21 protein-coding genes are annotated in these 23,122 nt (G+C 74.2%); 10 read left to right on the top strand and 11 right to left on the bottom strand.

The window, feature by feature from the left end:
• Positions 1-568 precede the first annotated feature (568 nt).
• Both ACZ4U4_RS06075 and ACZ4U4_RS06070 read right to left on the bottom strand, forming a co-directional pair.
• Positions 569-1,354: an SDR family NAD(P)-dependent oxidoreductase gene (locus ACZ4U4_RS06075; protein ID WP_467869403.1), complete on the bottom strand. Its 786-nt coding sequence runs from the start codon at positions 1,352-1,354 to the stop codon at positions 569-571.
• A 149-nt stretch (positions 1,355-1,503) separates the two neighbouring features.
• Complete coding sequence (locus tag ACZ4U4_RS06070) at positions 1,504-2,100, bottom strand: TetR/AcrR family transcriptional regulator (RefSeq protein WP_467869401.1); 597 nt, start codon at positions 2,098-2,100, stop codon at positions 1,504-1,506.
• Positions 2,101-2,198: 98 nt separating this feature from the next.
• Here ACZ4U4_RS06070 and ACZ4U4_RS06065 point away from each other — a divergent pair, with 98 nt between their 5' ends.
• The 4 genes from ACZ4U4_RS06065 (at position 2,199) to ACZ4U4_RS06050 (ending at position 4,627) form a co-directional block, all read left to right on the top strand.
• Complete coding sequence (locus ACZ4U4_RS06065) at positions 2,199-2,585, top strand: nuclear transport factor 2 family protein (RefSeq protein WP_467869399.1); 387 nt, start codon at positions 2,199-2,201, stop codon at positions 2,583-2,585.
• Between the two features lie 180 nt (positions 2,586-2,765).
• A complete protein-coding gene (locus tag ACZ4U4_RS06060; protein ID WP_467869397.1) occupies positions 2,766-3,677 on the top strand; it encodes a DUF6777 domain-containing protein in 912 nt (303 codons plus the stop codon).
• A 133-nt stretch (positions 3,678-3,810) separates the two neighbouring features.
• Entirely contained in the window at positions 3,811-3,999 is a 189-nt protein-coding gene (locus tag ACZ4U4_RS06055; protein WP_467869395.1) for a hypothetical protein, read from the top strand.
• 220 nt (positions 4,000-4,219) lie between these two features.
• Positions 4,220-4,627 (top strand): SH3 domain-containing protein, encoded by a 408-nt coding sequence (locus ACZ4U4_RS06050; protein ID WP_467869393.1) that lies wholly within the window; start codon positions 4,220-4,222, stop codon positions 4,625-4,627.
• A 421-nt stretch (positions 4,628-5,048) separates the two neighbouring features.
• On the opposite strand, the gene ACZ4U4_RS06045 is transcribed toward ACZ4U4_RS06050, so the two are convergent.
• A complete protein-coding gene (locus ACZ4U4_RS06045) occupies positions 5,049-5,816 on the bottom strand; it encodes an IclR family transcriptional regulator (protein ID WP_030280119.1) in 768 nt (255 codons plus the stop codon).
• Between the two features lie 123 nt (positions 5,817-5,939).
• Between ACZ4U4_RS06045 and hutH the strand changes: the two genes are divergently transcribed.
• Positions 5,940-7,478 carry a histidine ammonia-lyase gene (gene hutH, locus ACZ4U4_RS06040; RefSeq protein ID WP_467869391.1) on the top strand — a complete coding sequence of 513 codons (1,539 nt, stop codon included), beginning with the start codon at positions 5,940-5,942 and terminating at the stop codon, positions 7,476-7,478.
• A 65-nt stretch (positions 7,479-7,543) separates the two neighbouring features.
• Positions 7,544-9,211 carry a urocanate hydratase gene (hutU, locus tag ACZ4U4_RS06035; protein ID WP_467869389.1) on the top strand — a complete coding sequence of 556 codons (1,668 nt, stop codon included), beginning with the start codon at positions 7,544-7,546 and terminating at the stop codon, positions 9,209-9,211.
• A 253-nt stretch (positions 9,212-9,464) separates the two neighbouring features.
• On the opposite strand, the gene ACZ4U4_RS06030 is transcribed toward hutU, so the two are convergent.
• The gene (locus ACZ4U4_RS06030; RefSeq protein WP_467869387.1) at positions 9,465-10,946 is read right to left on the bottom strand and encodes an amino acid permease; all 1,482 of its coding nucleotides are present in this window, start codon (positions 10,944-10,946) and stop codon (positions 9,465-9,467) included.
• Positions 10,947-11,088: 142 nt separating this feature from the next.
• Here ACZ4U4_RS06030 and ACZ4U4_RS06025 point away from each other — a divergent pair, with 142 nt between their 5' ends.
• Positions 11,089-11,901: an IclR family transcriptional regulator gene (locus tag ACZ4U4_RS06025; RefSeq protein WP_467869385.1), complete on the top strand. Its 813-nt coding sequence runs from the start codon at positions 11,089-11,091 to the stop codon at positions 11,899-11,901.
• Between the two features lie 43 nt (positions 11,902-11,944).
• On the opposite strand, the gene hutC is transcribed toward ACZ4U4_RS06025, so the two are convergent.
• Positions 11,945-12,727 carry a histidine utilization repressor gene (hutC, locus tag ACZ4U4_RS06020; RefSeq protein ID WP_467869383.1) on the bottom strand — a complete coding sequence of 261 codons (783 nt, stop codon included), beginning with the start codon at positions 12,725-12,727 and terminating at the stop codon, positions 11,945-11,947.
• Between the two features lie 190 nt (positions 12,728-12,917).
• On the opposite strand from hutC, the gene hutG reads away from it, so the two are divergent.
• Positions 12,918-13,883 (top strand): formimidoylglutamase, encoded by a 966-nt coding sequence (gene hutG, locus ACZ4U4_RS06015; protein ID WP_467869381.1) that lies wholly within the window; start codon positions 12,918-12,920, stop codon positions 13,881-13,883.
• A gap of 31 nt (positions 13,884-13,914) precedes the next feature.
• Here hutG and ACZ4U4_RS06010 read toward each other — a convergent pair whose 3' ends face one another.
• The 5 genes from ACZ4U4_RS06010 to ACZ4U4_RS05990 form a co-directional block, all read right to left on the bottom strand.
• On the bottom strand, positions 13,915-14,406 hold the full coding sequence (locus ACZ4U4_RS06010; protein WP_467869379.1) for an ATP-binding protein: 492 nt from the start codon (positions 14,404-14,406) through the stop codon (positions 13,915-13,917).
• 121 nt (positions 14,407-14,527) lie between these two features.
• Entirely contained in the window at positions 14,528-16,651 is a 2,124-nt protein-coding gene (locus ACZ4U4_RS06005) for a xanthine dehydrogenase family protein molybdopterin-binding subunit (protein WP_467869377.1), read from the bottom strand.
• Positions 16,652-16,710: 59 nt separating this feature from the next.
• Positions 16,711-17,700, bottom strand: coding sequence for an FAD binding domain-containing protein (locus tag ACZ4U4_RS06000; RefSeq protein WP_467869375.1), 990 nt, complete (start codon positions 17,698-17,700; stop codon positions 16,711-16,713).
• The gene (locus tag ACZ4U4_RS05995) at positions 17,697-18,338 is read right to left on the bottom strand and encodes a 2Fe-2S iron-sulfur cluster-binding protein (protein ID WP_467869373.1); all 642 of its coding nucleotides are present in this window, start codon (positions 18,336-18,338) and stop codon (positions 17,697-17,699) included. Before ACZ4U4_RS05995 ends, ACZ4U4_RS06000 begins: the two co-directional genes overlap by 4 nt.
• 265 nt (positions 18,339-18,603) lie before the next feature.
• On the bottom strand, positions 18,604-18,999 hold the full coding sequence (locus ACZ4U4_RS05990; RefSeq protein WP_467869791.1) for a hypothetical protein: 396 nt from the start codon (positions 18,997-18,999) through the stop codon (positions 18,604-18,606).
• Between the two features lie 256 nt (positions 19,000-19,255).
• On the opposite strand from ACZ4U4_RS05990, the gene ACZ4U4_RS05985 reads away from it, so the two are divergent.
• Positions 19,256-20,446 (top strand): serine hydrolase domain-containing protein, encoded by a 1,191-nt coding sequence (locus ACZ4U4_RS05985; protein WP_467869371.1) that lies wholly within the window; start codon positions 19,256-19,258, stop codon positions 20,444-20,446.
• Between the two features lie 66 nt (positions 20,447-20,512).
• On the opposite strand, the gene ACZ4U4_RS05980 is transcribed toward ACZ4U4_RS05985, so the two are convergent.
• The gene (locus ACZ4U4_RS05980; RefSeq protein ID WP_467869789.1) at positions 20,513-22,084 is read right to left on the bottom strand and encodes an FMN-binding glutamate synthase family protein; all 1,572 of its coding nucleotides are present in this window, start codon (positions 22,082-22,084) and stop codon (positions 20,513-20,515) included.
• 287 nt (positions 22,085-22,371) lie between these two features.
• Between ACZ4U4_RS05980 and ACZ4U4_RS05975 the strand changes: the two genes are divergently transcribed.
• The gene (locus ACZ4U4_RS05975) at positions 22,372-23,109 is read left to right on the top strand and encodes a hypothetical protein (protein ID WP_467869369.1); all 738 of its coding nucleotides are present in this window, start codon (positions 22,372-22,374) and stop codon (positions 23,107-23,109) included.
• The last annotated feature ends 13 nt before the right edge of the window (positions 23,110-23,122 follow it).

The following is a 23,122-nucleotide window of genomic DNA, read 5'->3' as shown; positions in this document are numbered from 1 at the left end:
CGACGACGCGCCGGCGGTCCGGCGGGCGGCCCGGTCCGGGTCAACTGCCGTGTTGCTGACGCGCGTTCACGGGGTGGCGCGGCGCATGCGGACGGAGCCGCGGGGCGCCGGGCCGGTGAGGCGGGTCTCACCCGCGGGTTCTCGTCCGGTGGCGCGGTGCGGTGCGGCAGGCGGCCGGGTGTCGCACCACACCCGGCCTGACTGTTGAATACATGACAATCTCGGCGTCGCGGTGACGCCATCGGGGCACGGTACGGCGGGGCGTGGGGCGCCCGCGCACCGCGGCACGCCGCGCGCGGGCGCGGCTCGGCGGAGTTCGCATGTGCAGGTCCCATCCTGATCGGATCGTGGGGGGAGGACCGGATGTGAGACGCCGGGCACCCCTGCGGGCCCCTCGGCACCGCCAGCCTCACGGACCACTGTGACGCGCCACCGTCATCCACGTAACGCTCTTGTGACGTCGGGGTGTTGGCGGGATCGGCGCCCCGGGGGCGCCGTCGCCTGCGACCTGGTTTTCCACCGGTGGACCGTGGCCGGACGCCGTCACCAGGACGCCCGCGGCCGGCAGTCAGGCGGCGAACCCGCCGTCCACCGCTATCGCGGCGCCCGTGATGTACCGGCCGCCGTCGCCCGCCAGGTGGGCCACCGTCGCCGCCACATCCGCCGGCTCCCCGTAGCGGCCGAGTGCGGTCAACCCGGCCTGGAATTGCGCACTCTCGCCGTCCGCGGGGTTCATATCGGTGTCGACGGGACCTGGGTGGACGAGGTTGACGGTGATCCCGCGCGGCCCGAGTTCCCGGGCCAGGGCCTTGGTCAGGCCGATGAGCGCGGCCTTGGCGGTGGCGTAGAGGGAACCGCCGGGGAACGCCACCCGCTCGGCCATACAGCTGCCGATCGAGATGATCCGGCCGCCCTCGGGGAGGTGGGCGGCGGCGATCTGCGTGGCCAGGAACGGAGCCCGGACGTTGGTCATCAGCACCCGGTCCACGTCGGCGAGCGGGATCCCGCCGAAGGGAGCGATCACGCCCACGCCGGCGTTGTTGACGAGTATGTCCAGCCGCCCGAACCGCTCGGCCACGGCGACGACCGAGGCCCGCACCGCCTCCGGATCCGTGCTGTCGGCCCGGACCGCCCAGGCCCGGCCGCCGGCCCGCTCGATCTCCTTGACGACCCGTTCGGCCAGGTCGTCGCGGTTCCGGTAGGTCAGCGCGACCGCGGCACCGTCGGCCGCCAACCGCACCGCGATCGCCGCACCGATGCCCCGGCTGCCGCCGGTCACCAGGGCCGTCTTGCCGGTCAGCGGGCGGACGCCGGGGGCAGGGGCGGATGTCAGGGCCGTCGCGTTCATCGTCATCGTCGTCATCACCTTGTCTCGCGTTCACGTCCGAGCGGTGGCTGCCGCGTTGGCGTCCTTCTCAGGGCCTCCGAGGCTTCCTCCGCGGTACGGCTCGATCGTGCGGGACGGCGGGTGGTCGACACCGGCGGTATCCGGACACCGATGCCTTACGAAGACCGGGAAGACACCCCCTGCACCGGAGGCCCGGCCAGCAACTCTGCGACGAGAGCGCGGACGTATACGTCATCCGTACCGGGCAGCGAGAAGACGACCCGGAAGTAGAGCGGCGCGACGATCCGGTCCAGGACCCGCTCCAGGGACGGGGGCGCCTCGCCGCGCTCCCGTGCCGCGTCGAGGGCGGGGCGGAAGCGTGCGCTGACGCGGTCCAGGCATTCCCGCAGCCCGGCGTGGCGTTCGTCGATGCCGGGGGCGACCTCGGCGCGGAAGAAGGCGATGCCGCCGGGCCGGGACAGCTCCGTCAGGGTCCAGCTCGCGCGGCGCTCCAGGTCGGTGCGGAGATCGCCGGTGAGCGGGGGCGCGCCGGCGTCGTCGCGGTGTCCGGCGACATCGGCGAGGAGTGCGGCGACGGAGCCCCAACGCCGGTAGAGCGTACTGGAGTTGACCCCGGCGCGGCGGGCCACGGCGGGGAGGGTGACCCGGTCGGCGCCGTGCTCGGCCACCAGCGCGACCGCGGCGTCGTGCACGGCGGCACGGACGCGGCCGCTGCGGCCGCCGGGCCGTTTCATCGAGGCGTCAGCGTTCACCCCACCATGCTAAAGCAGAGACTTGTGCGTTAGCGGCAGGCATGCTTACAGTCGCTCTAAAGCAGAGATCTCTGCTTTAGAGCGACGAAAGGATCGCCATGTCCACCGACGAAGCCGCCCTCGCCCTCGGGCACCGCTTCCACCAGGCCCTCACCACCCGTGACTGGGACGGCATCCGGGCCCTGCTGCACCCCGACGCCACCTGGACCCTGCCCGGCGACAACACCGTCTCCGGCACCGCCACCGGCGCCGACGCCGTGGTGGACCGCGCCCGGCTGATCGCCTCGTACGGCCTCGACTTCGCGCTGCAGCACGTCCTGGTCAGCCGGGAGAACGTGGCGCTCTCCCTGCACAACACCGCGCGCCGCGAGGACGCCGTGCTGGACGAGCACCTGGCCACGGTCTGCACGCTCCGCGACGGGCGGATCGCGCGAATCGAGACCTACCTCTCCGACGTCCCCGGGATGAACGCCTTCTTCGTCTGACGGCGCCGGGCCGCACGGTACGTCCCCGCCTCCCGGCCCGCCGCCCGGCTTGCGGCGCGTGGCGGCGCCGGGCAGACAATGGTCCGCGGGGACGAAAGGGACGGACACCGGCGAAGGGGGCAGGTGCCCCCCGTGGTCGCCCCGCCCCGCCGCCCGCCCACCGGACGATCGGAGAGGGCCGTGACCACGACACCACCCCCGCCCGAGCACGGGCCCCCGGACCCGGACGACGCCCAGGGCCCCGGGGAGCCGCCCGGCCGCCCCCCGGCCGGGCGCCCGCCCGAGGGGTATCCGGCCGCGACCGGACGCCCGGTCCGGCCGACCGGCCCCGCCCCCTGGTGGCGCCGGACCGCGAAGCTCGCGCTGCCCGCCGGGATCCTCGCGGCCGGGCTGCTCCTGACCGGCTTCCTCACCCGGCCGTACCAGGGCGCGCCCGCCGCGGCCGAGGCCCGCACCGGTCTGCTGCCGCTGCCGCTGCACGACCCGGGCCCCGACCCGTTCACCGCGTCGGTGGCCCACCGCACCGGTCCGCCGTCGCCGCACGCCGCCCCGCGCCGCCCGCAGACCGTCCGTGACCTGCCCGGATCGCTGCACGGCCTCTACGGCGGCAGGCGCACCACGGCCTCCTGCGACACCGGCCAGCTGATCCGGTACCTGTCGGCCGACCGGCGGCGGACCGCCGCGTTCGCCGACAGCGAGGGCATCGAGGACTCCTCCGTCCCGCAGGCGGTGCGCGCCCTCACCCCCGTCGAGCTGCGCTACGACACCCGGATCACCGCCCACGGCTTCCGCGACGGCGAGGCCACCGACTACCAGGCGGTGATGCAGGCCGGGACCGCCGTCCTCGTCGACGGGCACGGCGTGCCGCGGGTGCGCTGCGCGGGCGGCAATCCGCTGACCCCGCCGATCGAGCTGAAGAAGGCGCCGCCCGCCGAGGGCCGGGCCTGGCCGGGGTACGACCCGGAGCGCACCATCGCGGTACGGCAGACGTCGGCGGAGGTGACGGACTTCGTGCTGGTCGATCCCACCACCGGGCGCCAGTTCGTCCGGCCGGCCGGGACCACCGGGAACGCCGACCGCACGGCGCCGTGAGCGCCGCCCGCCGGGCCCCGGCCGGACGCCGTGCGGACCGGGGGCGGCGGCAGCATGATGGAGGGACCCGAAGTGAGCGTCGGCCGGGCCGGACGGTGAGCAGGTGTCCGGGGGCCGGAAGAGGAGGAAATCCGTGAGCGCTGACGACGAGGGAACGACCACCGAACGGCCGAAGGACCTGTACACCGGCGGCGAGCGGCCGTTCGACGCCGAGGATCTGGTGAGGGCCTCGGGGCGGGAGCCGAGCCCCGAGAGTCTGGAGTGGGCACGGCGCATGATCGAGGAGAAAGGGGCCGCCGCCCTCGAACGCTATCTGCCGTGAGCGGCGGCGACACGGACGTGCTCCGCGTCTCCCGGGCCACTGCGCCCCCGGGAGACGCGGAGCACCGCTGTACGGGGCCGTAAGGGAACACACGGCACCCGAACACCGCTCACACGATCAGCTCTTCTCCCGTGATTCGGCACCGACACGGAGGCATTCCGGGCGTAATGTCCCCCTCGCGGCAATGGGCGTCATTGCACGTCGAGAACAGGAGACCTCCATGTCCATGAGCGGCACCCTCGCACGCGGCAAGAAGTTCGTCACCACAGCGGGCGCGCTGGCTGCAGCCGCCGCACTCTCCACCACGGTGCTCGCCGCGGCCCCGGCCCAGGCGGCCGCCGTGCAGCCGTACGGCAAGGTCCTCTCGGCCACCGGCATGAAGGAGCGCCAGTACCCGAGCACGGACGCCCCCGCCACCGGCTACCAGCGCCAGGGCGCGCAGGTCGGGCTGCGCTGCAAGGTCCGTGCCCAGAACGTCGGCGGGAACGACGTCTGGTACCAGCTGCGCGACCGCGCGAGCTGGGTGTCCGCCAAGTACGTCGCCAACACCGGCCCGGTGCCGTTCTGCAAGGACGTGCAGCACTCCCGGACCGCGGACGGCGTCGCACACCACGACGCCCGGGGCTGACCGCTCCCGCACGGTCGCCCCGGTGCGTGTCCGCGGGCGCCGCGCCGTCCCCCCGGGGCGCGGCGCCCGCGCGGACACGCCCCCGGGTGCGCCCCCCCCCGGGACGCACCCATCGGCCCGGCACCCCGTGGTGCCGGGCCTCGCGCATCCGGGGCGGCACCCGGGACCGGGCTCCCGGGTGCCGCCCCGGACACCGGGCCACCCTCCCCCGCGGGCGGCCCCCGCACGGCCGCCGGCCCGCTCCCCCCGCCGGGCCCGCTTCCGTGCCCCGGTACGTCCGCCCCCCGCGGCCGTCCGGGATCTGGCCGGGCCCTCTCCCCCGTGGCGCATCGGCGAAGGCCCGTACCAAGAGGCTGGCCGCGGCGGGTTGCCGTTCGCTGAACGTTGCGTCAACGCACCTGTGGGGCAGGGGTGTTCGCGGTCAGTCGGCGGGGGTGCCGCCGACGCGCAGGGTGAGGTCACGGGCGGTGCGGGCGACCTCCTCGGCCAGCCGGGCGCGCTGGGCGGCGTCCACCTCGGCCGCCGGGAAGGTCGTCGCCACCCCGGCGATCGGATGGGCCCCGTGGTCGAGGACCGGCGCCGCCACCGACGAGAACCCGGCGGTGACCTCGCCCTCCTCCGTCGCGTAACCGCGCCGCCGCACCTCGACGAGGAGTTGGTGCAGCGCGGACAGCGACCGCGGGCCGGTGCCGGTGCGCTCCACGAAGACCGACGGGTCCGGGAAGAGCGCCCGTACCTGCGCCCGCGCCAGCCGGGCCAGCATCGCCCGGCCGCTGGCGGTCAGATGGGCCGGGAGCCGCACCCCCACCTCGGTCACCAGCGGCGGCCGGCCCAGGGCCCGTTCCTCGATGACGTAGATGACCTCGCGGCCGTGCAGCACCGCGAGATGGGCGCTGTGGCCGGTGCGGTCGACGAGTCCGGCGAGCGGGACGCGGGCCAGCCGGGCCAGCGGCGCCTGGCGGCTGTAGCCGGAGCCGAGTTCGAAGGCGCTGACGCCGAGTCCGTAGCGGCGCTCGTCCGCCAGATGCACCACAAAACCGTCGTGCACGAGCGTGTCGAGGAGGTGGTACGTCGTGGAGCGGGGCAGCCCCACGTCGCGGCTGATGGCGGCGGCCTGGACCGGGCCGACCTGCCGGGCGAGATAGCGCAGTACGGCCAGGACCTGGGCCGCCGCGGGCACGATGGACATGCGGTGACGCTACCGCCGTCTCGGTGCCGAGACTCCCCGGCGGCGGGCAAATGTCTTGGATCCCAGACACAAGAGCTGTGGCGGACATGGCGGAACCCTTGTCGCCCGGTGCTTCATGGAGGCATGAACCACGTTCTCGTTGACGTCGGCCCGCTCAGCGCCGACGATGTCGTTTCCGTCGCCCGCCACGGTGCCCCCGTGGAGATCTCGGCCGCGGCCCAGCAGGAGATCGGCCAGAGCCGCAAGGTGATCGAGGCGCTGGCCGACGACGTCACGCCGCACTACGGCGTCTCCACCGGCTTCGGCGCCCTCGCCACCCGTCACATCCCCACCGAGCTGCGCGCCCAGCTCCAGCGCAGCCTGGTCCGCTCGCACGCCGCGGGCTCCGGCCCCGAGGTGGAGCGCGAGGTGATCCGCGCGCTGATGCTGCTGCGCCTGTCCACCCTCGCCACCGGCCGCACCGGCGTCCGGCCGGAGACGGCGCAGGCGTACGCGTCGCTGCTGAACGCGGGCATCACGCCCGTCGTGCGGGAATACGGTTCGCTCGGCTGCTCCGGCGACCTGGCGCCGCTCGCGCACTGCGCGCTGGCCGTCATGGGCGAGGGCGAGGTCCGCGACGCCACGGGCGAGCTGCGGCCGGCCGGCGAGGCGCTGGCCGCCGCCGGGATCACCCCCGTCGTGCTCCAGGAGAAGGAGGGCCTGGCCCTCATCAACGGCACCGACGGCATGCTGGGCCAGCTCGTCCTCGCCCTGCACGACCTGCGGACGCTGCTGGCCACCGCCGACATCGGCGCGGCGATGAGCGTCGAGGGGCAGCTCGGCACCGACGCGGTGTTCGCCGCCGACCTCCAGGCGCTGCGCCCGCACCCGGGGCAGGCCGACAGCGCCGCCAACCTCCGCGCGGTGCTGGCCGACTCCGCGATCGTGGCGAGCCACCGCGGCCCGGAGTGCACCCGGGTGCAGGACGCGTACTCGCTGCGCTGTTCGCCGCAGGTGCACGGCGCCGCCCGGGACACCGCCGCGCACGCCGCGCTGGTCGCCTCGCGGGAGCTGGCGAGCGCCGTCGACAACCCGGTCGTGACGCCCGACGGGCGGGTGGCGAGCAACGGCAACTTCCACGGTGCGCCGGTCGCCGCGGTCCTCGACTTCCTCGCCATCTCGGTCGCCGATGTCGCCTCGGTCGCCGAGCGCCGCACCGACCGCTTCCTGGACGTGGCGCGCAACCACGGGCTGAACGCGTTCCTCGCCGATGACCCGGGCGTGGACTCCGGCCACATGATCGCGCAGTACACCCAGGCGGCCATCGTCTCGGAGCTGAAGCGCCTCGCCGCGCCCGCGTCGGTCGACTCGATCCCCTCCAGCGCCATGCAGGAGGACCACGTGTCGATGGGCTGGTCCGCCGCGCGCAAGCTGCGCAAGGGCATCGACGGGCTCACCCGGGTCATCGCCGTGGAGCTGCTGACCGCCGCCCGCGCCCTGGACCTGCGCGCCCCGCTGACGCCGTCGCCGGCCACCGCCGCGGTCGTCGCCGGGCTCCGCCGCGACGTCGAAGGCCCGGGCACCGACCGCTACCTGGCCCCCGAGATCGAGGCCGCGGTCCGCTACGTCGCCTCCGGCGAGGCGCTGCGCGCCGCGGAGTCCGTCACCGGCCCGCTGCACTGACCTGCTCCTCCCCCGCTCTCCCCACTGAAAGCACACCGATCCCTCCGCACGGAAAAGGACTCACCATGCACGGTGCACGACCGGTACGGGCCACCCGTGGCACGCAGCTGAGCACGTTGGGCTGGCAGCAGGAAGGCGCCCTGCGCATGCTGCAGAACAACCTGGACCCCGAGGTGGCGGAGCACCCGGACAACCTGGTCGTCTACGGCGGCACCGGTAAGGCCGCCCGCGACTGGCGCTCGTTCGACGCGATGGTCCGCACGCTGAAGACCCTCAAGCAGGACGAGACGATGCTCGTCCAGTCGGGCCGCCCGGTGGGCGTCATGCAGACCCACGAGTGGGCGCCGCGGGTGCTGCTCGCCAACTCCAACCTGGTCGGCGACTGGGCGAACTGGGAGGAGTTCCGCCGCCTGGAGCAGCTGGGCCTGACCATGTACGGCCAGATGACCGCCGGGTCGTGGATCTACATCGGCACCCAGGGCATCCTCCAGGGCACCTACGAGACGTTCGCCGCGGTCGCCGCGAAGAAGTTCCACGGCACGCTGGCCGGGACGATCACCCTCACCGCCGGTCTCGGCGGCATGGGCGGCGCCCAGCCGCTGGCCGTGACGATGAACGACGGCGTCGCGATCTGCATCGACTGCGACCCGCGCGCCATCGAGCGCCGTATCGAGCACCGCTACCTCGACGTGAAGGCCGACAACCCGGCCCATGCGCTCCAGCTGGCCACCGAGGCCCGTGACCAGCGCAAGCCGCTCTCCATCGGTCTGCTGGGCAACGCCGCGGAGCTGCTGCCGCAGATGCTCGCCGAGGGCGCGCCGATCGACATCGTCACCGACCAGACCTCGGCCCACGACCCGCTGTCGTACCTCCCGGTCGGCATCGCCTTCGAGGACATGAAGGACGCCGCCGCGAAGGACCCGGCGGGCTTCACCACCCGCTCGCGCGAGTCGATGGCCCGGCACGTCGAGGCCATGGTCGGCTTCATGGACGCCGGTGCCGAGGTCTTCGACTACGGCAACTCGATCCGCGGCGAGGCGCAGCTGGCCGGTTACGACCGGGCGTTCGCCTTCCCCGGCTTCGTCCCGGCGTACATCCGTCCGCTGTTCTGCGAGGGCAAGGGCCCGTTCCGCTGGGCGGCGCTGTCGGGTGAGGCGTCGGACATCCACAAGACGGACAAGGCAATCCTCGACCTCTTCCCGGAGAACGAGTCGCTGCACCGCTGGATCAAGATGGCCGGCGAGCGGGTCCACTTCCAGGGCCTGCCCGCCCGTATCTGCTGGCTGGGCTACGGCGAGCGCGACAAGGCCGGTGAGCGCTTCAACGACATGGTCGCCTCCGGTGAACTCCAGGCGCCGCTGGCCATCGGCCGTGACCACCTGGACTGCGGTTCGGTCGCCTCGCCGTACCGCGAGACCGAGGCGATGCTCGACGGTTCGGACGCCATCGCGGACTGGCCGCTGCTCAACGCCATGGTGAACGTCGCCTCCGGCGCGTCCTGGGTCTCCCTGCACCACGGCGGCGGCGTCGGCATGGGCCGCTCGCTCCACGCGGGCCAGGTCTGCGTCGCGGACGGTACGCCGCTGGCGGGCGAGAAGGTCCGCCGGGTGCTCACCAACGACCCGGGCATGGGCGTGATCCGCCACGTCGACGCCGGTTACGACATCGCCGAAACCGTCGCCGCCGAGCGCCACGTCCGCGTCCCGATGCGGGAGGACGACGCCTCGGCGTGACCCTCGCGGTCGTCCATGACGCCCGCACGGTGCAGGTTCTCTGCGCCGTGCGGGCGTTACGCGTGCGTCTCCTGGGTGCGCCAGGGCTTCCGGTCGGCGCTCCCGGCGCAGGGGAGCCGACGCTCCCGGCGCCGGAGGGGGCCGGCAAGGGAAAGGGCCCAGCCCCACGCCCCCGACCACGCAAAAGGCCCCGCTCCACGCCTGGCACGTGGAGCGGGGCCCTGGGAAAGCCCGGATGGGGGGCCGAGTGCGGCTACTCGGCGGCGGTGGGCGCGGCGGAGGTGCGGGGCTGCGCCTCCGGGGCGTCCTCGGGCGCGGGCCCGGCGGCTGCGGGCCCGGCCGGGGCCGCGGCGTCCGGGGGCACCGCGCGGGCGGCCTCGCGCGGGCGGAGCCAGACGCGGTGGACGACGGCCAGCAGGGCGAGCCAGACGGCGCCGACGATCAGGGCGACGCGGGTGCTCGCGGAGAAGGCCAGCAGCACCGTCACCGCGGCCATGAAGACGACCGCGATGATCTGCCCGTAGGGCCAGAACGGCGCCGGGTAGTCGAGCGCGGCCTCCTCCTCGGGGCTCATCGAGCGGCGCGCCTTCATCTGCGTCAGCAGGATCATCAGCCAGACCCAGACGGTCGCGAAGGTCGCGATCGAGGAAATGATGAGGAAGATCTTGTCGGGAATCAGGTAATTGAGCAGAACGCCCAGGAGCAGCGCACCGATCATGATGGTGACGGTCATGACCGGCACCCCGCTGCGGGAAAGCTTCCGCATCACCTTCGGCGCCTGGCCGCGCTCAGCCATTCCGTACATGATGCGGCCGGCCGCGAAAATATCGCTGTTGATGGCGGAGAGCGCCGCGACCACCACGACGACGTTCAGCACGGTCGCGGCGGATTTGATGCCGAGGCCGACGAAGATCTGGACGAACGGGCTGCCGTCGGAGCCGACACTCTCCCAGGAATTCAGCGACATGATGACCGCGAGGGTCAGGACGTAGAAGAGGACGATACGGACGGGAATGGAGTTGACCGCGCCCGGAATGGTCTTCTTCGGGTCTTCCGCCTCACCCGCGGTGACGCCGATGATCTCGGTGCCGCCGAAGGCGAACATCACCACGGCGAAGGAGAGGATGAATCCATTCGCGCCCTGGGCGAAGAATCCGCCGTGGGACCAGAGGTTGGAAATTCCGGTATGTGTGCCTCCGCCCCCCTTGAAGCCGATGACCAGCACCACAGCACCGGCGATGATCATCGCGACGATGGCGACGACCTTCACCAGCGACAGCCAGAACTCCATCTCCCCGAAGACCTTGACATGGAAGAGATTGAGCACACCGATGACGAGGATCGCCGCCAGCAACCAGATCCAGCGCGGTACATCGGGGAACCAGAAACCCATGTAGACGCCGAGGGCGGTGATGTCGGCGATACAGACGATGACCATTTCGAAGGCGTACGTCCAGCCGGTGGTGAATCCGGCGAGCGACCCCAGATACCGGGTCGCGTACTCACCGAAGGAGCCCGCGCAAGGGTTGTGCACGGCCATCTCGCCGAGCGAGCGCAGCACCAGGAAAACCGCGGCACCGCCGATGAGATAAGCGAGCAGAACGGCCGGGCCGCCCGCCTGGATCGCCTCGGACGATCCGTAGAAAAGGCCGGTGCCGATGGCGGAACCGAGCGCGATGAAACGAATATGGCGCGACCGCAGGCCCCTGCGCAGTGTCGCTGTTTCGGTGGTCAAAGGATGCCCCTCCTCGGGGAATGGCACGTCCGTCCCTGACATACGGCGCGCGGCCCGGAACCTTCGTCCGCCGGCGCCCCTCGCAAGACCGCAAGAGCGCCTGTATATTCCTGTATAGACAGGCACGTCAAGAGGTGATCCGGTGCAGGAACAGGAGCGCGGGTCGAGCGCATCGCCCGCCGTCGGCCGGGCGTTGGACATCCTCGGCCACCTCGCCACGCGTCCCGGGCCGGTGCGTGCCGCCACGCTCGCCCGCGAGCTGGGAATTCCGTCATCCTCCGCCTACCACATCCTGGCGATCCTGATCGATCGCGGTTTCGTCGTCCATCTCCCGGAGGAGCGGGCGTACGGCCTGGGTGCCGCCGCCCTGGAGCTCGGCGCGGCACACCACCGCCACGAACCCCTCGAACGTCTCGCCCGCCCCGTCGCGGGCGCCCTCGCCCGCAGGCTGGGACACCCCGTGCACCTGGGCGTGCTGCACGGCGCCGAGACGGTCTACCTGCTCAAGGAGCAGCCGCCCGCCCGGCGCCACGACACCGGCCGGACGCTGGTGACCGGCGTCGGCGTGCGCCTGCCGGCCCATCTGACCGCCACCGGCCGGGCGCTGCTCGCACACTGCGCCGAGGCCCAGCTGCGCGCCGCCTTCCCGCGCCCCGGCGCGCTCGTCACCCGGACCGGCCGGGGCCCGCGGTCACTGACCGAGCTGCGCGCGGAGCTGGACCGGGAGCGGGCCCGCGGCTGGTCGGAGGAGTCCGAACTGGTCGCCCCCGGCCTGCGCTCGATCGGCGTGGCCGCCTTCGACCACCTCGGGCGTCCGGTCGCCGCACTCTCCACCACCTGGTGCCGCCACCATCAGCCGCACGACGCGGAGCGGATCCGCGACGCCCTGCTGAGCGCGGCCGCCCGGCTGACCGCCGCCGTCTCCGGCCGCGCGCCGCACCGGCAGGCTTCCTGACCGTACCGTCACCCCCGAACCGGACCGGAAGGGACCCGTCCGGTCAGCGGTGGTCGAAGGTGCCCATCAGGCGGTAGCGCGAGCCGGGATGGAGCAGCCGGGCGACGCTCACCAGCGCCTCGCCCGACCACGTACGGCGCTGGATCAGCAGGCACGGCTCGGACGCCGCCACCCGCAGGATCCGGCACTCGTCCGCCGACGGCAGCACCGCCTCCACCACGTGCTCGCCCTTGCCCAGCGGCGCCACCTCGGACAGGAAGGTGAACGGGGTGCGCCGGGTGAAGTCCTGTTCCAGATAGCCGGGGGCGAAGGCCGGGTTGACGTAGCGGTCCTCCAGCTGGATGGGGACGTCGTCCTCGAAGTGGACCACCTGGGAGTGGAACACCGGGGTGCCCTCGCCGATGCCGAAGCGGGCGCCGGTCTCCTGGCCCGCGGCCTCCTCGCGGACGAAGCGCACCTCGGTGCGGTGGCGGTGGCCGCGCGCGCTCACCTCGTCGGCGATGTTGTGCACCTCGACCAGTGCCGAGCTGCCCTTGTGCAGCGCGACGAAGCTGCCCACGCCCATGACGCGGCGGATCAGCCCCTGGGCGGCCAGCTCGCGCAGCGCGCGGTTGACCGTCATCCGGGACAGGCCCAGCGCCTGGACGAACCCGCTCTCCGACGGCAGGGCGTCGCCCTCGCGCCAGCGGCCGCTCATGATCTGCTCGGTCACCAGGTCCTTGACCCGCTGGTACGCGGGCGCCGCCCCGGACGCGGTCGCCGCGTACCGCCGCGCAAGCTCCGTCGCCTCCGCCGCCACGCCGTTTCCCGCCCTCGTCGTCGTCACTCGTCCCGCTCTGCCCGCTTCTGCCCGTCGGCGCGGGGCCTCGCCGCGCCAAGAAGATTCTAGGGCGTTTGCGCACACCGTCTCGGATCCGAGGCGAACCGGCGCCCGCGCTGGTCCGCCCGGCGCGGCTGCGCTGTCATGGGCCCACCGGGCCGAGCAGTCCCGGTGGGCGAGACGGAGAGGGCGGACGATGACCGTGGACGTGGCGGCGCAGGCGTGGACCGGACGGAGTGACGGGGACGGCGACGACGTACTGCGCTGGCACCACGTGACCGCGCCGCTCACCGGCCCGGACGCGCCCCGGGACGCCGCGTTCGTCGGCTTCCGCAGCGACGAGGGCGTCCGCCGCAACCAGGGGCGGCCGGGTGCGGCCGGCGGCCCCGGGGCGCTGCGCTCCGCCCTCGCCTCGGTGGCGCTGCCCGCGCCGCTGCGCGCCGTGGACGCCGGGGACGTCGTGGTCGGCGACGGCGCGCTGGAGGACGGACAGCGGCGGCTGGGCGAGGCGGTCACCGCGCTGCTCGACGCGGGCGGCCCGGTGGCGGTCCTCGGCGGCGGCCACGAGGTGGCGTACGGCACCTACCTCGGGGTGGCCGGGAGCCGGGCGATGCGGGCCGGGGCGCGGCTCGGGGTGCTCAACCTCGACGCCCACTTCGATCTGCGCGACGCACCGCGGCCCAGCTCCGGCACGCCGTTCCTCCAGATGGCGCGGGACGAGGAGCGCCAGGGGCGGCGCCTCGACTACCGGGTGCTGGGCATCAGCCGGCTGAGCAACACCGAGCGGCTGTTCCGCACCGCGGACCAGCTGGGCGTGAGCTACCTGGAGGACACCGACTGCGGGCTGCTCTCGCTGAACCGGGTGGAGGCGTTCACCGGGGCGTTCCTCGACGCCTGCGACCTCGTCCACCTCAGCATCGACCTCGACGTGCTGCCCGCGGCGGCGGCGCCGGGCGTCAGCGCGCCCGCGGCGTACGGGGTGCCGATGGAGGTCGTGGAGCGGGTCGTCACGGCGGTGGCGGCGAGCGGGAAGCTGGCGGTGGTCGACATCGCGGAGCTGAACCCGGATCTCGACATCGACGCCCGTACCGCCCGTGCCGGCGCCCGGCTGGTGCACCGTGCGCTCACCGGGACGCCGGATGCGCGGGGGCGGCGGCGCTGAGCCACCGACCATCCCGCCGGGCACAGGGCCGTCAGGCCGGCGCCGGCGCCCCCTGCTCCCGGGCGTCGGGCGCCGCGTCCGGTCGGGGCTTGGCCTCGGGCACGGAGTGCGGCGGCCGCGAGGCGGTCAGCGGGGTCTCGCGGGCGGCGGCGACGCGGCGGGTGAACCACACGACCTTGCCGCCGTCGGTGGGGCAGGTGCCCCAGCTGTCGCCGATCGCGGCGACGGCGGCCAACCCGCCGCCCTGTGCGCTGTCCAGCCGCGCCATCCGCGGGCCGCGGTCGGCGACCGAGACGGTCAGATGGCGGCCGCTCCAGCGGACCTCGACGGTGCACTCCACGTCCGGCCCGGCGGTCCGCCGGACGTGGGCCAGCAGTGCGACCAGTCCGCGGCAGGCGGCCGGTATCTCCGCCGCCAGTCGCCAGTGGCGCAGATGCGCGGCGACGATGCGCCGGATCTGCGGCACCCGTTCCGCGGTGACCCGTAGCTCGGCCGCGTAGCGGCGGTGGGCGGTGGCAGTCATGGTCGCGGCTCCTTCACACGGCCCACCCCGGGCGCGAACACGGAGGGTGAGCCGTCGTCACTGACGGGTGAAGGTCATCGTCGCCCGGGTGTCCGACCGCCGCAACCGAAGGGCCGCGCCCTCACGGCAGATGCGGCAGGACGGCGTCCGGGGTCAGCGGCAGGGTGCGCAGGCGGACGCCGAGGGCGTGGTGGACGGCGTTGCCGACCGCCGCGGCGGCGCCGACGATGCCGATCTCGCCGATGCCCTTGCTGCCCATCGGGTTGAGGTGCGGATCGTCCTCGTCGAGCCAGTGCGCCTCGATCGTGTGGACGTCGGCGCAGACCGGGACGTGGTACGAGGCCAGGTCGCGTTCGGCGAAGCCGCCGACGACGGGGTCCATGGTGCTGTGTTCGGTGAGCGCCATGCCGATGCCCATCGTCATCCCGCCGATGAACTGCGAGCGTGCGGTACGGGGGTTGAGGATCCGTCCGGCCGCGAACATGCCGAGCATCCGGCGCACCCGCACCTCGCCGGTGACGGTGTCGACCTGCACCTCGGCGAAGTGCGCGCCGAACGCGTGCCGGGCGTAGGGCGATCCGGCGGCGATCTCCTCCCTGGTGTCCGCCACGACCGCAAGGCCCTCCTCGGGCAGCGGCTGTTGCCGGTTGCTCAGGTCCTCGCGCAGGGTGCGGCACGCCTTGTGGACGGCCCAGCCCCAGGAGCCGGTGCCGGAGGAGCCGCCGGCCAGGAAGGCCTCGGGCAGATCGCTGCGGCCGATCTCGATGCGGATCCGCTCCTCCGGTGCGCCGAGCGCCTCGGCGGCGATCTGTCCGAGGACGGTACGGGCGCCGGTGCCGAGGTCGGTGGCGTTGATCCGGATGCGGAAGCCGCCGTCGGGCTCGGCGAGCGCCTCGGCGGACGAGGGGAAGATCAGCACCGGATAGGTGGCCGCGGCGACGCCGGTGCCCAGCAGCAGATCGCCCTCGCGCCGTACGCCGGGGCGTGGGTCGCGGGGGCGCCAGCCGAAGCGGTCCGCGCCCTCCCGCAGCGCCTGTGCCAGGCCCCGGCTGCTGAACGGGCGGCCGGTGTCCGGTTCGGTCGCCGGTTCGTTGCGCAGCCGCAGTTCGACGGGGTCGAGGTCGAGGAGGACGGCGAGTTCGTCCACCGCCGACTCCAGGGCGTACATGCCGGGTGCCTCGCCCGGGGCGCGCATCCACGACGGGCTCGGCACGTCCAGCGCCACCACGCGGTGCACGGTGCGGCTGTGCGGCGAGGTGTACATCACCCGGGCGGGGACCGCCGCCTGCTCGACGAACTCCTTGACCGTCGAGGTGTGGGTGACCACCTCGTGCGCCAGGGCGGTGAGCACCCCGTCCGCCCCGGCGCCCAGCCGCACCCGCTGGATGGTCGGCGCCCGGTGGCCCACCACGGCCGGCATCTCCCGGCGCGGCAGGGCGAGCGTGACGGGACGGCCGGTGACCTTCGCGGCCATCGCGGCGAGGACCGACTGCGGGCGGAGGGTGCCCTTGGAGCCGAAGCCGCCGCCGATGTGTTCGGCGACGACCGTGACCTCCCGGCGGTCGAGGCCGAACAGCGCGGCGAGGTCGTCGCGCGCCTTGGTGGCGCCCTGGGTGGAGTCGTGGACGGTGAGATGGCTGCCGTTCCACCATGCGGTGGAGGCGTGCGGCTCCATGGGGTGGTTGTGCAGCGCGGTCAGGGTGTACGTGGTGTCGACGGTGACCAGCGCACCGGCGTACGCCGCGTCGAAGTCGCCGCGCTCGCGCGTCCCCGGGTAGCCGCCGTTGACCTCCTTGGGCAGATAGAGGTCGGGGTGGTCCGGGGTGAGGGTGACGTCGTACTCCTCGGCGTCGTAGGTGACGCGGACGGCCTCGGCGGCGGCGCGGGCGGTTTCGAGGCTGTCGGCGACGGCGAGCGCGACGTACCAGCCGCGGTGCGGGACGGCGGGCCCCTGGAGGACGGCGACGGCCGGGTCCTCGGGCTGCTCCAGGCGCGGCGCGTTCTCGTGGGTGAGGACGGCGTGCACACCGGGCAGCGCGAGGGCGTCGGCGGTGTCGATCGCGGTGATCCGGCCGCGGACGACGGTGGCGGGCACCGGCCAGGCGTGGACGCGGTGCGGCGGGGCGTGCTCGGCGGCGTAGCGGGCGGCGCCGGTGACCTTGGCGCGGCCCTCGCGGCGGGCGGTGGCCGCCCCGAGCGGATGGCCGGGTGCCTCCGGGCGAACGGGCTGCGGATCGTGGCTCATGGGCGCGTCCTCACAGGGCGTCGGATGCGGGGCGCCGCGCGGCGGGGCGCCCCGGCGGGTCAGCGGTGGCGGGCGGCGAGCCGGCCCAGGACGGAGACGGTCAGCCGCCGGGCCAGTTCCACCTTGAAGCCGTTGTCGCGCAGCGGGCGGGCGGCGGACAGTTCGGCGTCGGCGGCGCGGCCGAAGGAGTCGGCGGTGGCCGGGGCGCCGCGCAGCGCCTCCTCCGCGGCGGTGGCGCGCCAGGGCCGGTGGGCCAGGCCGCCGTAGGCGAGCGCCGCATGGTGCACCACACCGTCGCGCACCTCCAGCAGCGCGGCGACGGAGACCAGCGCGAAGGCGTACGAGGCGCGGTCGCGGGCCTTGCGGTAGTGCCCGTGGGCCAGCGGCCGCGGCGGGGGCAGCCGTACCGCGGTGATCAGCTCGCCGGGCTCCAGGGCGGTGTCCCGCTCCGGATGGTCGCCCGGCAGCCGGTGGAAGGCGGTGACCGGGACGGTGCGGTCGCCGTCCGGGCCGGTCACCTCGACGGCGGCGTCCAGTGCGGCGAGGGCGACGGCCAGATCGGAGGGGTGGGTGGCGACGCAGTGCGCGGAGTGCCCGAGGACGGCGAGATCGCGGTGGACGCCCTCGACGGCGGGGCAGCCGCTGCCCGGCTGCCGCTTGTTGCACGGTGCGGAGACGTCCTGGAAGTAGAGGCAGCGGGTGCGCTGGAGGAGGTTGCCGCCGGTGGTCGCGGCGTTGCGCAGCTGCCCCGAGGCGCCGGCCAGCAGCGCCTGGGAGAGCACCGGGTAGCGCTCCCGGACGGCGGGCGCGGCGGCGAGATCGCTGTTGCGGACGGTCGCGCCGATGCGCAGTCCGCCGTCGGGCAGCTCCTCGATCCGGTCCAGCGGCAGCCGCCCGACGTCGATGAGGAGATCGGGGGCGGACACCCCGAGCTTCATCAGGTCGACGAGGTTGGTGCCGCCGCCGAGGAACGCGGACCCGCGGTGCGTGGCCCGGGCGCGTACCGCCTCCTCGACGGTGGCCGGGCGCAGATAGGCGAAGGGTTTCACGACGCCGCCCTCCCGCCGTTGACGGAGACGGCGCCGAGGCCGTGGACGGTGTGCGGGACGGGCGGGGCGGCCGGGTGCGCGGTGGCGTCGCCGATCGCCTCGACGATGCGCGGATAGGCGCCGCACCGGCAGAGGTTGCCGCTCATCCGCTCCCGGATCTCCTCGGCGGTCAGCTCCACCGGGGCGCCCGGCTGCGCGGTGTCCGGTGTGACGTGGGAGGGGTGTCCGTCGGCCGCCTCCTGGAGCATCCCGGCCGCCGAACAGAGCTGGCCGGGTGTGCAGTAGCCGCACTGGAACGCGTCCCGTTCGACGAAGGCGCCCTGGAGCGGGTGCAGCCCCTCGGCGTCGGCGAGCCCCTCGACGGTGGTCAGGGCGCTGCCGTCCAGCGTGACGGCGAGCAGCAGACAGCTGTTGGCGCGCCAGCCGTCGACGAGGACGGTGCAGGCGCCGCACTGCCCGTGGTCGCAGCCCTTCTTCGTGCCGGTCAGCCCGAGGTGGTTGCGGAGCGCGTCCAGGGCGGTGGTGCGGTGGTCGAGGGTCAGCCGGTGCGGTACGCCGTTGACGTGCAGGGTGACCGTGGAGCGGGTGGCTCCGGGCGGCGGTCCCGCGGCGTCGGCAGGGGGTGCGGTGGGCTCCACGCGCTCGCCTTTCGGACTGGGCGCCGCGGTGCGCGGGCGCACGCGGCGGGTGGGGTGCGGCTGCGGGACGGTTCGGCGGGGCTCTGCGGCCGGGAGGCGGACCGCTGCTGCCGCCCGCACCGGGCCGGACGTCCCTGCCCGGTGCGGGCCGCGTCCGCCGGTGGCGGGTGCTCTCTGCCTATCAGGCGCGGTGGCCGCCCGCGCGTCGGCGCGGCCGTGCGGCGAGCGGCCTCGCCCGGCCGGTCCGGTGCCGTCCAGGTGACGGTCAGCGGTTCTCCAGCCGGAGCTGGACCTCCTGTTCCTGATCGCCGGCGACGGTGCCGGTGACCCGTACGGCGAAGGCGGGGCGGAGGCTGTCCCGCAGCCGGGCGACGGCCCAGTAGCCGCCCTGGAGGCTGATGGAGACGGGCGCGGTCAGCCGCCGCGGGCGGGGCTCCGCCAGCACGTCGGTGACGTCGAACGTCGAGGTCCACACGGTGGGGTGCGGACCGGCGACGGCGCGCGGTACGTCGTCCGGCGCCCGGTCGCACGCGAAGGAGGTGCGCAGCGCGCTGAAGACGGCGTGCGCGTCCTCCGTCGGGCAGTCGGTGACCTCGACGACGACCTCGGCCTCCGGGTGGTACGCCGCCGCCGGCCGCGGCGGGCCCTCGCTGCCCTGCACCGGGCCCGGCTGTCCCGGCTGGTTCGCCTGCTGCGCGCTGTTCACGGTGGGCCTTCCTCTCAAGGGGCGACATCTCCAGGCTCGCCCGCGCGCCGGGCACATGCGACCGGAGCCGCCCGGCCCGCGCGGCGGACGGGTTCATTCCGCGGCACCCCGGGGACACCTGGTACGGGCGGCCCGCCGGGCACGGAACGGCAGCCGGTGGCCCGCGCACCCCGCGACATCCGCACCGCCCGCACCCCGCCCGGGAGGCACCATGGTCCGGCCACCGCTCGGCGGCCGCTGCGCGCCGGGCTTCGAGGGCGTCCGCACCGCCTTCGAGCGGAACTTCACCGCCCACGGCGACCTCGGCGCGGCCGTCACCGTGCTGCGGGACGGCGCTCCGGTCGTCGACCTGTGGGGCGGGTACGCGGACGCCGCCCGCACCCGCCGCTGGGAGCGGGACACCCTCGTCAACGTCTACTCCACCTCGAAGGGGATGACCGCGCTCTGCGCCCATCTCCTGGTGGACCGCGGCGAGCTGGACCTCGATGCGCCGGTGGCCCGGTACTGGCCGGAGTTCGCCCGGGGCGGCAAGGGCGCGCTGCCGGTGCGCTGGTTGCTGAGCCACCGCGCCGGGCTGATCGCCCCGCGCACCCCGCTGCCGCTGCCCGCCGCGTACGACCACGACCGGGTCTGCGCGGCGCTCGCCGCCACGGAGCCGTGGTGGGAGCCGGGCACCGCCCAGGGCTACCACGCGGTGACGTTCGGCTATCTGGTCGCCGAGGTGGTCCGCCGGATCACCGGCCGCACGGCGGGGGCGTTCCTCCGTACGGAGATCGCCGCACCGCTCGGCGCCCGGGTCCTCCTCGGCACCCCGCCGGCCGAGCACCCGCACTGCGCCGACATGGTCGGCCAACTCGACGCACGGCTCCTCGCCGAGCGCCACCCGGGCTTCCCGCGCCCGCCCCTGACCTCGCTCGGCGCCCACCCGCTGGCCGCCGCGGCCCTGAGCCTGCTCTCCGTGCCCACCGGCGACGTCAACAGCCCCGCCCACCGCACCGCGGAGATCCCGGCGGGCAACGTCCACGCCTCCGCCCACGGCCTGGCCACGGTCTACGCCGCGCTGGGCGGCGGCGCCCTCGTCGGCCCCGGCACCCTGGCCGCCCTGCGCCGCCCCCAGGGCCGCCCCGGCGAACCGGACCTCGCGATGGGCCCCCTGGCGCCCCCCGGCACCGACGTCCGCTGGGGCCTCGGCTACGCCCTCAACACCGAGGGCCGCGCCGGCCCGAACCCCCGCGCCTTCGGCCACGGCGGCGCCGGCGGCTCCTACGCCTTCACCGACCCGGAGAACGGCCTCGCCTACGCCTATGTGATGAACCGCTACGGAGGCGGCACCACCGGGGACGACCCGCGCCATACGGCGCTGGTGGCGGCGGTCTACGAGGCGGTGGGGCGGGCGGGGTGAGCGGGGCGCCGCACCGTACGCGGGCCGGGGGCGCGGCGGGGGCTCGGCCGCAGCGCCGGTTCCCGGTCAGCCCCCGAAGCTGTCCGGGTCCGCCGTCTCCCAGTCGCGGCGCCATGCGGACGGCGGCGCGGTCAGCAGCTGGCCGGGCTCCAGCCAGGTGTACAGCTCCCCGTACGACAGGACGGTGCGCGGGTCCAGCCGGCGGCGCAGTTGGTCCGGGGTGAGTTCAGCGGGGCTCCGTACGCCCATGGAGGCCATGATCTGCAGGGCGCTGCGTACCGTGGCCTCCTGGTAGCGGCGGACCCGCGCGGACTTGTCGGCCACGTCGAGCGCCCGGGTGCGCAGCGGGTCCTGGGTGGTGACGCCGACGGGGCAGGTGTTGGTGTGGCAGCGCTGGGCCTGGATGCACCCGAGGGCGAACATCATGGCGCGGGCCGCGTTGGTGTAGTCGGCGCCCTGGAGCAGCCGTTTGACGAGGTCGGCGCCGGTGGCGACCTTGCCGCTCGCGCCGATCCGGATGCGGTCGCGCAGCCCGGTGCCGACCAGGGCGTTGTGGACGGTGATCAGCCCTTCGGTGAGCGGGGTTCCCAGGTTGTCGGCGTATTCCAGCGGGGCCGCGCCGGTGCCGCCCTCGGCGCCGTCCACGATGACGAAGTCGGGGGTGACGTTCTCCTCCCGCATGGCCTTGCAGACCGCGAGGAATTCCCGCCGGGAGCCGACGCAGAGCTTGAATCCGGTGGGCCTGCCGTCCGCCAACTCCCGCATCCGGGCGAGGAAGCGGACGAGTTCGCGGGGTGTGCCGAAGACCCGGTGGTAGGGCGGCGAGATGACGGTGCGGCCTTCGGGGACGCCGCGCGCCCGGGCGATCTCGGCGTTCACCTTGCCGCCGGGCAGCACTCCGCCGATACCGGGTTTGGCGCCCTGCGACAGCTTCAGCGAGACGCACTTGACCTGCTCGTGCGCCGCGTTCTCGGCGAACTGCCGCTCGTCGAAGCCGCCGTCCGGGGTGCGGCAGCCGAAGTAGCCGGTGCCGATCTCCCAGACCAGGTCAGCGCCGTACCGCAGATGGTGTTCCGACAGCCCGCCCTCGCCGGTGTCATGCGCGAACCCGCCCTGTGCGGCGCCCCGGTTGAGCGCGAGGATCGCGTTCGAGGAGAGCGAGCCGAAGCTCATCGCGGAGACGTTGAGCAGGGCCATGTCGTAGGGGCGGGTGCAGTCCGGCCCCCCGATCCGTACCACCGGCTTCTCCTGCGGTACGGGCTTCGGTGCCATCGACGGGACGAGGAATTCGTATCCGGCGCGGTAGACGTCGCGTTCGGTGCCGAACGCCTCCTCGGCCTCGGTGCCTTTGGCGCGCTGGTAGACGATGCTGCGGACATCGCGGTCGAAGGGACGGCCGTCGTAGTTCCGCTCGATGAAGTACTGCTGCATCTCCGGGCGGATGTACTCCAGCAGATAGCGCAGATGTCCCAGCAGCGGGTAGTTGCGCAGCACCGAGTGCCTGCGCTGCACGAGATCCCCGACCCCGAGCAGCGCGAGCGGCAGGAGCAGCCCGGTCGGCACCCACCACCAGGGCGAGGACACCAGAGCCAGGGTCCCGCACACCAGCGCGGCCAGTACGGACAGGGCGACGCTCATCAGTCTGGACACCCGCCGAGTTAACCGCGTTCCGGGCGGCGGACGGTGCAGCGCCGCTCAGCCTTTCCCCCGGCTTCACCCGCCTGAGGACCGGCGGTGGTACGCGATGGTGACCCGGGCGTGGAACCGTTTCCCGGTGCGAGTGGTCATATACAGGGCGCAGGTGTGCACAAGTGCGCATGTCTGTCATACGCACTCCCGCACACCATGAGTCGTGCACGACCTGACCATGACGCACGTCAACCTGTGCCGCCCAGGCGGCACTTGGGAAACGAAAGGTCTGCCGGATGAAGATTCGCCGCGCCCTGACGGCCGCCGCAGCGGCTGCCGTGTTAGGGCCCGCCACCGTCGTGGCCGCACCCGCCGCCTTCGCGGCGGAGCGGGTGTCCGACACCGGGACCGCCGGAGACTCCGACGGTGCAGGTCAGTCCTGCGCCTTCGAGTCCGACCACTTACAGGCGGCCGTCAAGGGGCTGCCGCACGAACTGGCCGCGGGCGGCGCCTGGAGCACCTTCTCCATGACGCTCACCAACACCACCGCCCAGCCCCTGGCGAAGGTCCAGCCCTTCCTGCAGGTGTCCTCCTCCGAGAACGTCGACCGGCCCTCCATGGAGCTGGAGACCGAGTACCACGACGCCAAGACGGGGAAGTGGAAGACCTTCCACGACGCCGAGCCCGAGGACCTGTTCGGCTCCTTCGCCCTCGCTCCGCACCGCACCCTCACGCTCGAACTGCGCACCCACGCGGTCAAGACCGCCAAGCCCGGCACCGGATACGCGCTCGCCGCGGGCGACTACCGCAACGACGACGGCTCCTGCGGCTCGGCCAAGGAAGCCTGGTACGACTTCACCATCCTCCCCGTGGGCGCGAAGCCCGCGAACGGCGAGGCGGGCGGGAGCGCCGCGTCCGCGCTCCCGCTCACTCTCGCCGGCGGCGCCGCGCTGGCGGTCGGCGCGGGCACAGCCATCGGCATGCGCCGCCGGAAGGGCACGGCAGGTCCGGACACCACGGACACCGCCGCGTAAGCCCCACCGCCGC

It is taken from the genome of Streptomyces sp. NPDC029159 (genome assembly GCF_055564055.1).
This window is presented reverse-complemented; position numbering and strand designations above follow the sequence as displayed.